Here is a 13,508-nt window from a genome sequence, read left to right as displayed (position 1 = left end):
TTTGAACTTATATAAATTTTTTATGATCTGAAATTATTTCTTTAATAGCTTTCAAAACTGCTTTTTCTGAAGAGAGACTTGCTTTCCACCCGTAATCATTAGCTTTAGTAGTATCGTAGAAAAATTTGGGGACATCTCCAAGCCATCCTTTGTTCTCAGAACCATATTTTATTTTAGCGTTTGGCTTGTAGTATTTCACAACTTTTTCTGCTATCCAACTTACTTTAACTGAGTCATTATTTGGCCCCAAATTAAAAATAGGGTTGTCATTAATTCTAAGATTTGTATCTGATAAATAGATCATTGCTTTAATAAGATCTGATACATGTAAGTATGATTTTTCTTGGTATCCATTCCCTAACACATTAAGACAATTTTCGTCCTTATCAAGTTTTTTCAAGAAATCCTTAATTACTCCATGTGTTGCAGGGCAGCCAACAACATTTGGGAATCTAAAAACTCTTAAGTTGTTTAAAAAATTTTCATAAGCTGCAAAGCATAACGCCTCTGATGCTAATTTCATGGCACCATAATTTGATAATGGCATTAAAGGACCTTCATTCTCACTAATAATTTTTGATTTGTGATCACCGAAAATGGCTGAACTAGAGGCAAAATAAAAGTTTTTTATTTTAAATATTTTGCAAGCTTCTAAACTATTGAAAGTAGTTAAAAAAGTGTCTTTAAAATCTACTTCGATATTCTTTACTCCAGAAGGTATATTTGAGTTTGCAGCTAGATGCCATACATTATTTATAACTTTATTTGAACCAATAGCTTTCTCAAAGGCATTTAGAGCTTCTGTTTTTATATCTAAATTACTTTCTATAATTTGTATTTTATTTGATAAATATGTACTTTTAACTTTAGTATTTATGCTATTCGAAAAATTATCCAAAATTACTACTTCTTCGTTCATTTTTATTAGTGCTTTTGCCAGATTTATCCCTATGAAACCTAAACCTCCAGTAATTATATGTTTCATTTTTTAAAAGTTATATAATCTATTTTATCAATATTTGGTATACAAAAAGTCCTAATATTAATTAATTCTTGCCTTATAAATTTATTTTTTTAAAAATGTAATCTAATGTTCTTCTTGATATTTTATGTTCATAATTATTTTCATCGATATATATTTCAAAGTTACCATATCCAAAATATTTAACTATTTTTTTTACATCTTTCTCATAAAGTTTGTATCTTTCTCCATTAAATCTAACACTATCATGCTTGTTAAATATTTGAGTAAAGTATTTATTTTTAGTGGTGGTAGAACTTAATAAATATAAATCTAAATAATTAAATTCTTTATAAAATGATGGATCAATCTGTTCAAAAAAAACCTTTGAATTTCCAATATCACTATTCTGCAAACTTAATGGTAAGGATCCTGCTACAGAAAAACTAAATTGAATATTTTCGTTTGTAGCTGAAGATAACATAGTCACCCATCCTCCCGAAGAAATTCCTACCATTGAAATATTTTCAAAATCAAAATAATTTTTTGCATAATCAGTAAGCGCTTCAATAGGCTCTAAAAAGTATCTAATAAAATGGCTTTTATAAGTTTGATCTAGAAATTTTAATTTAAAAGTTTTGTCTAACTTTATAATTCCAATATTTTTTACATATACTTCGGGTCTATTATTTATTCCTTGCAATGGTAAAGAAAGTGCAAAAACATCAAACCCTTTTTTAAGAAAATAATTTATTTCCTTTTTACTATTACTGAAATTCCCAAGTTCTTTTTTAGAATAATAGTTACCTCTATTACCTTCATGAATTATTATTAATTTATTTTTCTTATTTAGTGGTTTAAAGTGATATGAAATTGAGTTTATGCCTGATTCCATTTCATAAATTAATTTATCGATCCTATCTAAATTATTTAAACCATTAAAGACTTTATCTTTTATATTTTTTTCAATTTTTAAATTCTTAAGATCTATAAGTTTCTTTTCTCCATAAATAAAATTTTTGAGTTTTTCTCTTTTAACTTCAAGATCATAAACGTTTTTAATTGTAATTATTTTTGTTGCATTAAAAGATCTTTTTTCATTTATGGTTAAATCAAAAGTTGGCTTTTTTTTGATTTTGTAATAAAGTTCTTTTAAATTATCATAATAAGGTGATGGTCGATATCTAATAAATAAATAAGAAAAATAAAACCATAAATAACTTAAAAATAAATATATAAAGAATCTAATAATAGCTTTTTTAAATTTAATTTTCATCAATTTATTTGTATAAATATTGTTTATTATCAAGTTTATTTATTTTTTCATTAATATACTCTAATGATTGATTAGATAATTTATGCCCTTTATGCGAACTATCTAGATAAATAAAGAATTCACCTTTATCGCTAATCTCTTCTATTCTCTTCATCAAATCATTTTGGTAAAGAAGATATCTTTCACCTCCAAAACAACAGCTATCATACTTATTAAAAATTTGAGTATTAGACCTTTTTTTTAAATTTCCAATAGAACCAAGAATATATAAGTCAAAATAATTAAATTTTTTGTAAAATTTAGGATTATGATTTTCATAATCTAAGAAATCATATGTTCTTAAAAAAATAGGTAAGGAAGCTGCAACTGGAAAACTATAATCAATTCTTTCATCAATAGCTGCTGACAAAATTGTAGTCCAACCACCTCCTGAAATCCCAGTCATAGATATACTTTTATATTCATTTGTTGATGTGAGATGATTTAAAAATGCATTAACTGGCTCAACAAAATACCTAAGATTACTTTTTGAACCTTTTTCAGGCAAATATTCAATTTTCCAATGTGAATCGAGAGTAATATAACCAATGTTTTCAACATAAACTCTTGGCTTAGAATTCATCCCCAATAAAGGCATGCTCATTCCTAACACTTCATAACCTTTATTTAAAAAAAATTGTATTTGATTTTTACTTTTAATAAAATCCCCAGCATGACCCTGATGATAAATTATTAACTTGTTGATTCTATTTTTATATGGTAAAAAATGATAACCTAAAGAATTAATATTATTGTCATTAGTAAATATAAATTGATCTATTCGATTAAGATTTTTAAGATCTTTGTATCTTGAGTCATTTTTATTTCTTATTAAAGTTATTTCTTTTTTGCCTTTTAATAAAAAATTAATAAGTTCTTTTCTTTTTCGATTAAGGTCTGATTTTTTTTTAATAGATGCTAAATTATCAAACTTATTTTTTTTAAATAAATCTTTAGTTGGCTGGTCAATAAGATCTTTTGTTTTTAATTTATTGTTCCTCCAAATTGAATGCGTAATAAATGAAGAAGGAATAATTTTAGAGATTAAGACAAAAAGTATTAAATTTGCGAACAAAAAAAATATGGCAAAGTATTTAAACTCTTTTATTAAATATTTAAATTTTATTTTCAACTTTTATTGATACTTAACTATTTAAATTTTATTATCAATTTTTTTATAAATGCAAATTTTCTAAAAAGCTTTATTTTTTAATATAAATTTTGCTATTTCAAAATCAACTTCCTCATTAATATTACAGTGAATTGAAGCATTCTCAGCTAAAGCTAATGGGTTATTTCCTATGAATGAAAGATTATTTAATAGATCCTTTATTGAAATTATATAAAAACTTCCTGAAATAACATAATATGCTTCTTTTTTCTCATTATCAACATTATCTTGCTTTTCAATATCCAATAAATCTAAATATCTTAGATTATTAATCTTTCCTATTTTCGAGGGATGGAAGAAATTACATTTAACAACTGATAATGCAGAGCTTGATGAAATGTTCTTTTCAAATAAATCTTTAAGCTCTAAAAAAAATGATTTTTCTCTAAAAGGTGTAGTTGGTTGTAGAATTACTAAATTAGCTTCTTTATCTATTTTTTGACTTTCAATAAAATCTATAACTGTATCTAACATTGAAGTTGAGTCTTTTGCAAATTCTTCAGATCTATCGTGAATATTAATGCCATAATCACTTGCAATAGAATTTATTTTTGGAGAATCTGATGAAACAAATATTTCTGATTTGTGAGCAACTTTAAGAGCAAACTCTATTGAATAAGATATAAGAGGTTTATCATCTAATAGTTTAATATTTTTGTCTTTTATTCTTTTAGATCCTCCTCTAGCAGGAATAAAATAAATGTATTTTTTCAATTTGTTAAAACCATCAAGAGTTAGGATAACATAATTCAATCTTTTAATTTATTTAAATTTATAAGTTAGTTTTAAAAGTGATAATTTAAAAGTTTTTTAAAAAAGCTGTACCATTAGTAAATTTTATTTATAACCTATATTTTTAAAAATAAACTTTTTATTCTATGATTTTAAATTAATATAATTAATAATATTTGATAGCTAATAATTAAGATATGCATTTTTTATACTTACATACTTCATTGAAAAGTTGTGGACCAACATCACAACTTTTGTCAATATTATCTTCACATCCAGAAAGTAGCAAAATTTATATTTTCTTTTTAAGAAAGAAAAATAATCAAAATAAAATAATTAGTAAATCTAATATTAAAATAATTACTTCTTACTATCAATTATTCAAAATATTAATAAATTTTCCATCAAAATTAATTATTCATTCCTCGGGTTTCTTACCAGATATATTATTGTCAGTTTTACACAAAATATTTTTTATAAAAGTAGTTCCCGTAACAACTTTGAGGAATATCCCTTGGCAAGATTATCCCCTTATTTTTGGGTTAAAGGGTTATTTATTTTCTTTCTTACATATATTATTTATTAATCAATTTAATATAATTTGTTGTTCTAGAAGTGTTTATGAAGTTTACAAGAAATTATGGTTTAGATCCAAAAAACTATTTTTTGTTGACAACGCTTGCGTTAATAAAATATATCCTATTAATAAAGAAAATAATAAATTTCCAAAAGAGACTCTTAAATTAATTTCTTTGTCACAACTTATTCCTAGAAAGAACATCCTATTGTTAATAAATGTTTTAGATTCCTTAGATTATAATTTTGAATTAGATATTTATGGTGACGGGATATTATCTAAAGATATTTTAGAATTGTGTAAAGATAAAAGAAAAATTAACTATAAAGGGCATAAAGACGTAAATGAGATAAATTTATATAATTATGATGCTATAATCTCTTTTTCTTCTTCAGAGGGACTCCCAAATAGTGTAATTGAGTTAATCGTTAATGGTAAGTACGCAATATTGTCTAAAATACCCTCTCACATTCACTTACAAAGTTTATGTAAAAATGTAATTATTCTTGAAAGTTATAATCAAAACTCAATAGCAAATATATTTGATTACGTTAAAAACAATCCTCCCAATATAAACGAATATAAAAAAGCTAGGAATTATTTTTCTCCAAAAAGAATGTTTAAAGAATATTATGAACTTTATGCTAGTTTTAATTGATGATTAATTTCATTTAAATGATTTCAAGAAATAAACCCATACTGATAACAGGAGTAGCAGGTTTTATAGGTTCATTTCTTGCTAAAAAGCTTATTGAAGAGAATTATTTTGTCGTAGGAATTGATAATCTTAATGATTATTATGATATATCCCTGAAGGAAAAAAGATTAGAATTTGTAAAAGAAGCAGCCAAAGATAAAAATAATTTTTCTTTTCATAAGATTTCTATTGAAAAAGACAAAGAGCTAGATTTTATCTTTAAAAAGTACGATCCAAGTATTGTTGTACATTTAGCTGCACAAGCAGGAGTACGTTACTCTATAGAAAACCCATCATCATATATTCAAAGTAATTTGGTAGGTTTCTCAAACATTTTGGAGTGTTCTAGAAAAGTAAATAGCGAGCATTTAATTTATGCTTCAAGTAGTTCAGTTTATGGTGGGAATAGACTTTTGCCTTACTCAGAGAATCATTCAGTCAATCATCCAATTAGCTTATATGCTGCAACCAAGAAATCTAATGAACTACTTGCACATGCATATAGTCATCTTTACAAAATACCAACTACTGGCTTAAGGTTTTTTACTGTTTATGGTCCTTATGGTAGGCCAGATATGGCTCCTATGATTTTTGCTAAAGCAATACTTTCAAGTAAACCAATCGATGTTTATAATTTTGGGAAAATGAGTAGAGATTTTACTTATATTGATGATGTAGTCAATGCAATTAAAGATTGCTGTTTTAAGAAAGCGTTTGTAGATAAGAATTTTGACCAAAAAAGTCCAAATCCATCATCATCCTTTGCTCCATTTAGGATATTTAATGTTGGTAATAGTAGGCCAGTTGAATTAATGGATTTCGTAAGATTATTAGAAAAATATTTGGGTAAAAAAGCTTGTATTCAATACAAACCTATCCAAAAGGGCGATGTTATTTCTACTTATGCAGATATGACAAATATAAAAGAATGGATAAATTTTGAAAGTTCAACTTCTATAGAAAAAGGTTTAAAAGAATTCTGTGAATGGATTTCTTTATATCACAAATCAAATGCTTAAAGTTTTAGTCACTGGAGGAGCTGGATTTATTGGATCTCATACATGTTATGAGTTAGCAAAAAATGGATACGAAGTTTACGCTATTGATTCATTAGTAAATGGTTACTCAGAATCAATAGAGAGAATAAATACATTAGGAAATTATCAAAAAGGGTTTAAGAAAATTAAATTTTTTAAATTAAATCTTTGTGATTATTCTTTATTGAATGACTTCTTTCAAAGTATTTATTTTAATAAAATAGAATTTGATGGTGTAATACATTTTGCTGGTTTAAAAGCTGTTGCAGAATCAGTATTAGATCCAATTAGTTACTGGGAAAATAATGTAATTAGCACTATTAACCTTTTAAAAATAGTTCAAAGTTACAAGGTTCGTTCATTTGTTTTTAGTAGTAGTGCAACTGTTTATGATTCAAGATTTGATCCCCCTTTTTCTGAAAATGCTGAATTGAATCCTGTTAATCCCTATGGAGAAACAAAATTAGCAATAGAAAAGATCCTTAATCAGCTTTCTTATGCATCAGATAAGAATATAAATATTGCCAGCTTGAGGTATTTCAATCCAATAGGTGCACATGAATCTTCTTTGATAGGGGAGTTTCCAAAAGGGACTATAAATAATATTTTCCCTATTCTATGTAAGGTTGCTAATGGAGAATTAAATGAGTTTCATGTTTATGGTAATGATTGGGATACTAGGGATGGAACTTGTATAAGAGATTATATACATGTAATGGATCTTGCAATAGCGCATAGAAAAACACTCGAACATTTAGATATTTCTCAAAATGTAAATTTAACTTTAAATCTTGGAACAGGGAAAGGCACTTCGGTCATAGAGTTAATAAATGCATTCGAAAAAGCAAATTCATTAAAAATTAAATATATTTTTAAGGGTAGAAGGGCTGGTGACGCAGCTGAAATTTATGCAGATGCAACACTTGCAAAAAAAGTTTTAGGGTGGGCGGCTCATAGGGATTTGAACCAAATGTGTGTGGATGGATGGAACTGGAAAATAAAAAATCCAAATGGTTATTAATTTATTAATATAATTTTCGTCCTAATATTAATAAGCTTAGATTAAATTTTATGATTAATTTTATGAATTTTGTGTTCTAATAATATAATTAAAAAACTGCAAAACTGATTTACTAAATTTAAGAGCTTGATTCTTGTTACTTAATTGTGAAGTTAAATTCTCAAATTTTAATTTAAAGATTATTTTTAACTATTTTCGTTTATGCAACAAATTAAGAATATTAAAAATATTTGCTGTATTGGGGCCGGTTTTGTAGGTAGTCCTACTATGGCAGTTTTTGCAAAATATTGCCCTGAAATAAAAATTACTGTTCTTGATATAAACAAAGAAAAAATAGCTGCTTGGAATAGTAAGGATTCAAATGATTTTCCAGTTTTTGAGAAAGGGCTTCCAGAATTAATACTTCAAAACAGGGGAAAAAATTTATTTTTTTCAATTGAAATTGAAAAAAATATAAAGAATGCTGACATGGTTTTTATTTCAGTAAATACGCCAACTAAGACAAGTGGATTCGGGGCTGGGTACGCTAGTGATCTTAAATATGTTGAGTCAAGTGCTAGGCAAGTTGCAAAGTACTCTTCAGGCCATACTATAGTCATTGAGAAAAGTACTGTACCTGTTAGGACGGCAGAGTTAATAAAAGATATTTTGTTAAGCTCTCAGACAAAAAAAGAAAATTCAAATAAAACTTTTTCAATTATATCTAGTCCAGAATTTTTGGCAGAAGGTACTGCAATATCAGATTTAGAGAATCCAGATAGAGTTTTAATTGGCGGAGATGAAGAAAATTCACTTAACCTACTTAAAAATATTTATAAAAGGTGGATTCCCGAGAACAAGATATTATTTACTAACTTATGGAGTAGTGAATTATCAAAATTGACTTCTAATGCTTTTCTTGCTCAGAGAATTAGCTCGATAAATTCTATCTCCTCATTATGCGAGGCTACTGGAGCAAAGATTACGGAAGTCGTAAATGTTATTGGTTCTGATAAGAGGATAGGGGACAAATTTTTATCGGCCAGTCCCGGTTTTGGAGGGAGTTGCTTCCAGAAAGATATTTTAAATCTCGTTTACTTAAGTGAATATTATGGTTTAAAAGAAGTAGCTAATTACTGGGAACAAGTTTTAAAACTAAATAATTGGCAAAGAAAAAGAATTTCTAAAATTATTATAGATAAGCTTTTTGGTACAGTATCTTCTAAAAAAATAACTTTACTAGGCTTTTCATTTAAACCAAATACTAATGATGTAAGAGAATCATCCTCAATCTATATTGCAAATTACTTATTAGAAAATGGAGCAAATCTTTTTATTCATGATCCTAAAGTTTCTCTTATTGATATTGAAAGAGCTATGACTGAATTTAAATCTGACAATGAGTTTGAAGGAAAATGGCACTTTAGTAATGATTTGAATGATGCATTAGAATCTTCAAATGCTGTAGTTGTTTTGACTGAATGGGATCAATATTTAAATCTAGATTGGGATAATATTTTTAATCTAATGTCAAAGCCAGCCTGGGTTTTTGATACAAGATCTATTCTGGATAGAAATCTTCTGACCTCCTTGGGGTTTAAAGTATGGAGTGTAGGAGTAGGTGATTAAATTTTATTATTTTGGTGCTCAAAAAAAATATTTTTTAAGCCAGCAAGTAACAACCAAAAAATTAAGCTAATTTTACCATCAAAATATTGAATATCAGTAAGCTGAGAAAACATGAAGAAGAATGTCCCTGCCCAGAAAGCTCTATCAAAATAATCATTATTTTTAAATCGTTTAATGTTTGAAATAAATAAAAATTTGCCAGTTAATATTAGAAGTAAATATATAGTTCCGAAAAGTAAAATTGATACAGGAATCCCATAACTTAAAGCAAGTTCTATTGGCAAATTGTGAGGATGTGTTATCCAGTCAATGCTTGAGTAAGCATAAATTGATGAAAAAGCGGCAGCTCCTATTCCAAATATTGGATCAAGTGTTACCAAATTTATTGCTTTTAAATATATTCCAATTCTTGAAATTTGATATATAGAATAATTATCAATAGACAATTTGTAAATAATATTACTTGGAAGTAGGCCTCTAATAATATTTTGTAGTTCACTATTAAAAATTGGCAAGAAAGAATAAAGAAGTATGCCAATTAAAATGAATAACAATATACTGATTACTAAAAGATTTTCTATCCCACATACAATTGGTATTGCGGCTATTAAACCAGCCCATGCGTTCCTTGAATTTGTAAGGTAAAGAGCTAAACCTGTAGCTAACAAAATGGATATAGAAAAAGATTTTTTTATAAATTTCTGACTCCTTTCTAAAACTAAAGCTATACAAAATGGCCATACTAAGTTAAGCCAAGATCCAGCATAATTTTGGTTGTTAAATAATCCAGTAAGACCATAATCTCTTAATATTGGCTTTTGGAACCAAACTATTAGACCATTAAGAGTTTCAAAGGGACCATACCAACTAAAGTAATATTGACTAAAACCCGAAAAAAGGACGGGGAAAGTAGAAATAATTAGTATTACTGAGAATTTTCTTCTCTTTTGAGGGGTATTTAAAAAATTTTGACAGCTTAAAAATAACCAAATTTGTGGAATCCAATTCCCTAAACCATAAATTGATAAAGTAGGGTCCCAGCTATAATTTTGAATCTTTATTGGTATTCTGAGATTATTTAAAATAAGATCTCTATAGTCATTTTGGAAAATAAAATAGTGCATAAAAGTACTTATTAGGATAAATATTCCACATGCAAAAAAAGATGAATTCCATTTATCTTTAAGTAATATAGGTTTTTTATAAATAAATCCAAAGATTGAGGCAGGAATTAAAAAAAATCCTCCAATAAATAAAGAAGATGGAAGAAAAAAAATACCAATGTCGAAAAGAAAACTACCTTTTTTGAATTGGTTTACAATTGACGTAAATTCAAATTTCATATACATTTCTTTACGCTTCCTGCAGGATTCGAACCTGCGGCCCACTGCTTAGAAGGCAGTTGCTCTATCCAGCTGAGCTAAGGAAGCTAGGGTTTTCGGGTTTTTGCAGAGATAAATACTATTACATTTTGACAGTTCTCTGAAAATATTACCCAAATAACCTTCTTATATTAAAACAGCTAGGCAAACTCAACAAGTAAATTACCAAAAAAAAAATACTATATTGAACTATCTACCTATGGTTTAATTTTTTTGATTTATTATTTTAATTTTTGCCGATATTAATCTTTTCGAAAGAACTTTTTGCACCTAATTCTTATTAATGAATCTAATACTCTCATTTTTAATTGAGATTTATAAACTTTTTCCCTAGAATATTAAAGACATTAAAATTAGATAATTGGCAAAACGTCTTTCAGTTCAGACAAAAAAAGAAATCTTAAATTTATTTACAGATAGCAACTATAGTGTTGATGAATTGTCTAAAGAATTTAAATGTACGAGTGCCACTATTATTAGGAATTTAAAAAAAGAATTAGGGAGCGAGAAGTATAAAGAAATTATTGCCTTTGCAAATCCTAAAAAAAATTCAATAAACTTCAAGAATGATTTAAAAGTCGAGCACAATAAAAGTTCTTCTAAAAATTCTGATGAGCAAGAATTCAATTTTGTTGAAATAGCTCCTTTAGATTATGAAATAGATTACCTTCCCAGAAAGGAACTTTCCTCTATACCGATAAAAGATATCGAATTTCCAAAAGTTGTTTATATGATTGTGAATAAAAATATTGAATTAGAAATAAAATTACTAAAAGATTTCCCAGACTGGGAATTCCTTCCAAACGATGACTTGAAAAGAAAAACAATAGAAATATTTTTTGATTTGAAATTAGCTAAAAGAGCTTGCGGTAAAGAACAAAAAGTTATTAAAGTACCTAATCCAAATGTATTTAGAATTGTTTCACCTATTCTCATTTCAAGAGGCATATCTAGGATTGTAAGTGCAGAGAAACTTATAGCTCTTTAAATATTAATTTTTCTTAGTTAAATTAATTGGAAAAATAGTACCTAATAAAGATCCGAAAATAAAATTTGAACCAACAATAAAACTTACTGGTAACATAATAGTTTCATTTTTTAAAAATTTAACCTTACTTTTTTTAGAACTATTTTGTATGCCAATCATCAATAAAAAGAATAAACAAGAATTGAAAATTATTGCAAAAATTATTTTTTTCAATGTAGTAGACATATTCATTCTGTATTGAAAATTTAACTTAAATTATAAATTATACTTTTTTTAATGCCATTTTTTTTTGCTAGATACTTTGATGCTGCTGATAAACTTAATCCAGCCTTAATTAATTCATTTAGTTCTTTTTTTAAATCAATTTTATCAAGTTCGTTATTTTGCTTACTTTTCCTCCCTCTAATGATAAGCGTTATTTCACCCATTACTTCTTTATCTTTAAAGTAAAGTATTACATCATTAAGATTTTTACCAACATGTTCTTCAAATTTTTTCGTTAATTCTCTAGCTACTACAATTTCTCTTTCTCCTCCGCAAAACTCAAATAACTCATTTAATAACTTCTTTAGACGATGAGGCGATTCATAAACTATAGTCGTCTTTTCATTCTTACTTATTTCAAAAAGAATTTTTTCTCTATCAATATTCTTTTTTGGCAGAAATCCCTCAAATATAAATTTAGAAGAAGGCAGCCCACTAGATACGAGAGCAGTAATTGCTGCGCATGCTCCTGGGATACAAATAACGCTAATTCCTTCTAATTTAACTTCATTCACTATATTTTCACCAGGATCACAAATACCTGGCATACCGGCATCACTTACAATTGCGATTGATTTTCCAGCTTTTAGTTCGGCAATTAACTTTGGTGTTTTGTTTGATGAATTTTCTTTATTAAAACTTATCAAATTATTAGAAATGCTAAATTTGTTCATTATTTTTTTTGTTTGTCTGGTATCTTCGCAAGCGACTAAAGAGACATTTGCAAGAATATTAATTGCTCTAGGGGAAATATCCTCTAAGTTACCAATTGGTGTCCCAACTACATATAAAACCCCTTTTTCAGGTTCTTCTTTTCTATGAGATAATAAGAAATTATTTGTCATTAAATGATTGAATTGCCTTTTGGAGTGGATGTTAATAATCTCATCGACGATGTGATAAATTTCAGCTGGGAAGCTGCAGATATTTTGTTGGCTTATTCAAATATTATTAAAAATTCAGAAAAAAAATTTGAAATTCTTAAAAATAAAAATATTAACGATCCTGTAACTTTGGCTGATTTGGAGGTTAATGAGTTAATTATTAATAGGATAAACCAGAAATATCCACATATAAATTGGGAAATTTTGAGCGAAGAAAACTTCAAAATCAAAACGAATTATTGCGATCTAAATGCTGATTGGCTTTGGATTCTCGATCCCTTAGATGGAACTAAAGATTTCATTCAAGGGACTGGAAATTTTGCAATGCATTTAGCTCTGAACTACAAAAGAAAACCATACATTGGTGTTGTTCTAATCCCCGAAAAAGATGAATTATGGATCTCTTATGCAGATAAACTATGGAATCAGAAAAGAGATGGCAGTATTCAAAAACAAAATTTGTCTAATACAAATATTCTCCAAGAGATGACCTTAGTGACTAGTAAAAATCATAAAAATGATAAATTAAAAGATTTGATTAATAAGATTAACTTCAGGAAAAATATTACAATGGGAAGTATTGGATGTAAGGTCGCTTCAATTATAAGAGGAGAAAGTGATATCTACATCGGATTAAGTTTGCCTGGTAATAGTGCCCCAAAAGACTGGGATTTCGCTGCACCAGAAGCCATCTTAAATGCTGCAGGAGGGGCAATAACGAATATTGATAATGAAGATTTAGTTTATGGGACAACTGCTTTAGAACACCCTGGCATAATAATTGCATCAAACAGCAAACAAAATCAGAAAAGAATTTGCTCTCAAATTAAAGAAATTATTCAAAAATCCTCAATTTATCCATAACTACTTC

At 27.1% G+C, this 13,508-nt stretch carries 12 protein-coding genes and 1 tRNA gene; 6 read left to right on the top strand and 7 right to left on the bottom strand.

Going from position 1 to position 13,508, the window contains the following annotated elements:
* Nucleotides 1-7: 7 nt before the first annotated feature.
* From EW14_RS06800 to EW14_RS09750, 4 genes are all read right to left on the bottom strand, one after another.
* The gene (locus tag EW14_RS06800; RefSeq protein WP_042850739.1) at nucleotides 8-985 is read right to left on the bottom strand and encodes an NAD-dependent epimerase/dehydratase family protein; all 978 of its coding nucleotides are present in this window, start codon (nucleotides 983-985) and stop codon (nucleotides 8-10) included.
* 73 nt (nucleotides 986-1,058) lie between these two features.
* On the bottom strand, nucleotides 1,059-2,237 hold the full coding sequence (locus EW14_RS06795) for a hypothetical protein (protein WP_156095676.1): 1,179 nt from the start codon (nucleotides 2,235-2,237) through the stop codon (nucleotides 1,059-1,061).
* A gap of 4 nt (nucleotides 2,238-2,241) precedes the next feature.
* A complete protein-coding gene (locus tag EW14_RS06790; RefSeq protein WP_156095675.1) occupies nucleotides 2,242-3,351 on the bottom strand; it encodes a hypothetical protein in 1,110 nt (369 codons plus the stop codon).
* A gap of 117 nt (nucleotides 3,352-3,468) precedes the next feature.
* On the bottom strand, nucleotides 3,469-4,161 hold the full coding sequence (locus tag EW14_RS09750) for a cytidylyltransferase domain-containing protein (RefSeq protein ID WP_197049563.1): 693 nt from the start codon (nucleotides 4,159-4,161) through the stop codon (nucleotides 3,469-3,471).
* Nucleotides 4,162-4,376: 215 nt separating this feature from the next.
* Here EW14_RS09750 and EW14_RS06780 point away from each other — a divergent pair, with 215 nt between their 5' ends.
* The 4 genes from EW14_RS06780 to EW14_RS06765 all read left to right on the top strand — a co-directional run bounded on the left by EW14_RS06780 (nucleotide 4,377) and on the right by EW14_RS06765 (nucleotide 9,119).
* Nucleotides 4,377-5,414: a glycosyltransferase gene (locus tag EW14_RS06780; protein ID WP_042850736.1), complete on the top strand. Its 1,038-nt coding sequence runs from the start codon at nucleotides 4,377-4,379 to the stop codon at nucleotides 5,412-5,414.
* 17 nt (nucleotides 5,415-5,431) lie between these two features.
* Nucleotides 5,432-6,472 (top strand): GDP-mannose 4,6-dehydratase, encoded by a 1,041-nt coding sequence (locus EW14_RS06775; RefSeq protein ID WP_042850735.1) that lies wholly within the window; start codon nucleotides 5,432-5,434, stop codon nucleotides 6,470-6,472.
* Complete coding sequence (gene galE / locus EW14_RS06770) at nucleotides 6,435-7,511, top strand: UDP-glucose 4-epimerase GalE (protein WP_225866627.1); 1,077 nt, start codon at nucleotides 6,435-6,437, stop codon at nucleotides 7,509-7,511. The genes EW14_RS06775 and galE overlap by 38 nt, the downstream gene beginning before the upstream one ends.
* A 201-nt stretch (nucleotides 7,512-7,712) precedes the next feature.
* Nucleotides 7,713-9,119: a nucleotide sugar dehydrogenase gene (locus EW14_RS06765; RefSeq protein ID WP_042850734.1), complete on the top strand. Its 1,407-nt coding sequence runs from the start codon at nucleotides 7,713-7,715 to the stop codon at nucleotides 9,117-9,119.
* On the opposite strand, the gene EW14_RS06760 is transcribed toward EW14_RS06765, so the two are convergent.
* Complete coding sequence (locus EW14_RS06760; protein WP_052044740.1) at nucleotides 9,116-10,462, bottom strand: O-antigen ligase; 1,347 nt, start codon at nucleotides 10,460-10,462, stop codon at nucleotides 9,116-9,118. The genes EW14_RS06765 and EW14_RS06760 overlap by 4 nt on opposite strands.
* Nucleotides 10,463-10,475: 13 nt before the next feature.
* Nucleotides 10,476-10,549: transfer RNA gene (locus EW14_RS06755), tRNA-Arg, on the bottom strand.
* Nucleotides 10,550-10,862: 313 nt separating this feature from the next.
* Here EW14_RS06755 and EW14_RS06750 point away from each other — a divergent pair.
* Nucleotides 10,863-11,489 (top strand): hypothetical protein, encoded by a 627-nt coding sequence (locus EW14_RS06750; RefSeq protein WP_042850733.1) that lies wholly within the window; start codon nucleotides 10,863-10,865, stop codon nucleotides 11,487-11,489.
* 245 nt (nucleotides 11,490-11,734) lie between these two features.
* Here EW14_RS06750 and rsmI read toward each other — a convergent pair whose 3' ends face one another.
* On the bottom strand, nucleotides 11,735-12,598 hold the full coding sequence (rsmI, locus tag EW14_RS06740) for a 16S rRNA (cytidine(1402)-2'-O)-methyltransferase (protein WP_042850730.1): 864 nt from the start codon (nucleotides 12,596-12,598) through the stop codon (nucleotides 11,735-11,737).
* Nucleotides 12,599-12,601: 3 nt separating this feature from the next.
* Between rsmI and EW14_RS06735 the strand changes: the two genes are divergently transcribed.
* Nucleotides 12,602-13,501 carry a 3'(2'),5'-bisphosphate nucleotidase CysQ gene (locus EW14_RS06735; protein WP_042850729.1) on the top strand — a complete coding sequence of 300 codons (900 nt, stop codon included), beginning with the start codon at nucleotides 12,602-12,604 and terminating at the stop codon, nucleotides 13,499-13,501.
* Nucleotides 13,502-13,508: the final 7 nt, after the last annotated feature.

This window comes from Prochlorococcus sp. MIT 0604, from assembly GCF_000757845.1.
In the GTDB taxonomy this organism is placed as follows: Bacteria; Cyanobacteriota; Cyanobacteriia; order PCC-6307; family Cyanobiaceae; genus Prochlorococcus_A.
This window is presented reverse-complemented; position numbering and strand designations above follow the sequence as displayed.

Coding starts and splice junctions, on each gene's coding strand:
- EW14_RS06795 (WP_156095676.1), bottom strand. CDS start 2,237: ATGAAAATTAAATTTAAAAAAGCTATTATTAGATTCTTTATATATTTA.
- EW14_RS06780 (WP_042850736.1), top strand. CDS start 4,377: ATGCATTTTTTATACTTACATACTTCATTGAAAAGTTGTGGACCAACA.
- EW14_RS06775 (WP_042850735.1), top strand. CDS start 5,432: ATGATTTCAAGAAATAAACCCATACTGATAACAGGAGTAGCAGGTTTT.
- rsmI (WP_042850730.1), bottom strand. CDS start 12,598: ATGACAAATAATTTCTTATTATCTCATAGAAAAGAAGAACCTGAAAAA.
- EW14_RS06735 (WP_042850729.1), top strand. CDS start 12,602: ATGATTGAATTGCCTTTTGGAGTGGATGTTAATAATCTCATCGACGAT.
- EW14_RS06800 (WP_042850739.1), bottom strand. CDS start 985: ATGAAACATATAATTACTGGAGGTTTAGGTTTCATAGGGATAAATCTG.
- EW14_RS06760 (WP_052044740.1), bottom strand. CDS start 10,462: ATGAAATTTGAATTTACGTCAATTGTAAACCAATTCAAAAAAGGTAGT.
- EW14_RS06765 (WP_042850734.1), top strand. CDS start 7,713: ATGCAACAAATTAAGAATATTAAAAATATTTGCTGTATTGGGGCCGGT.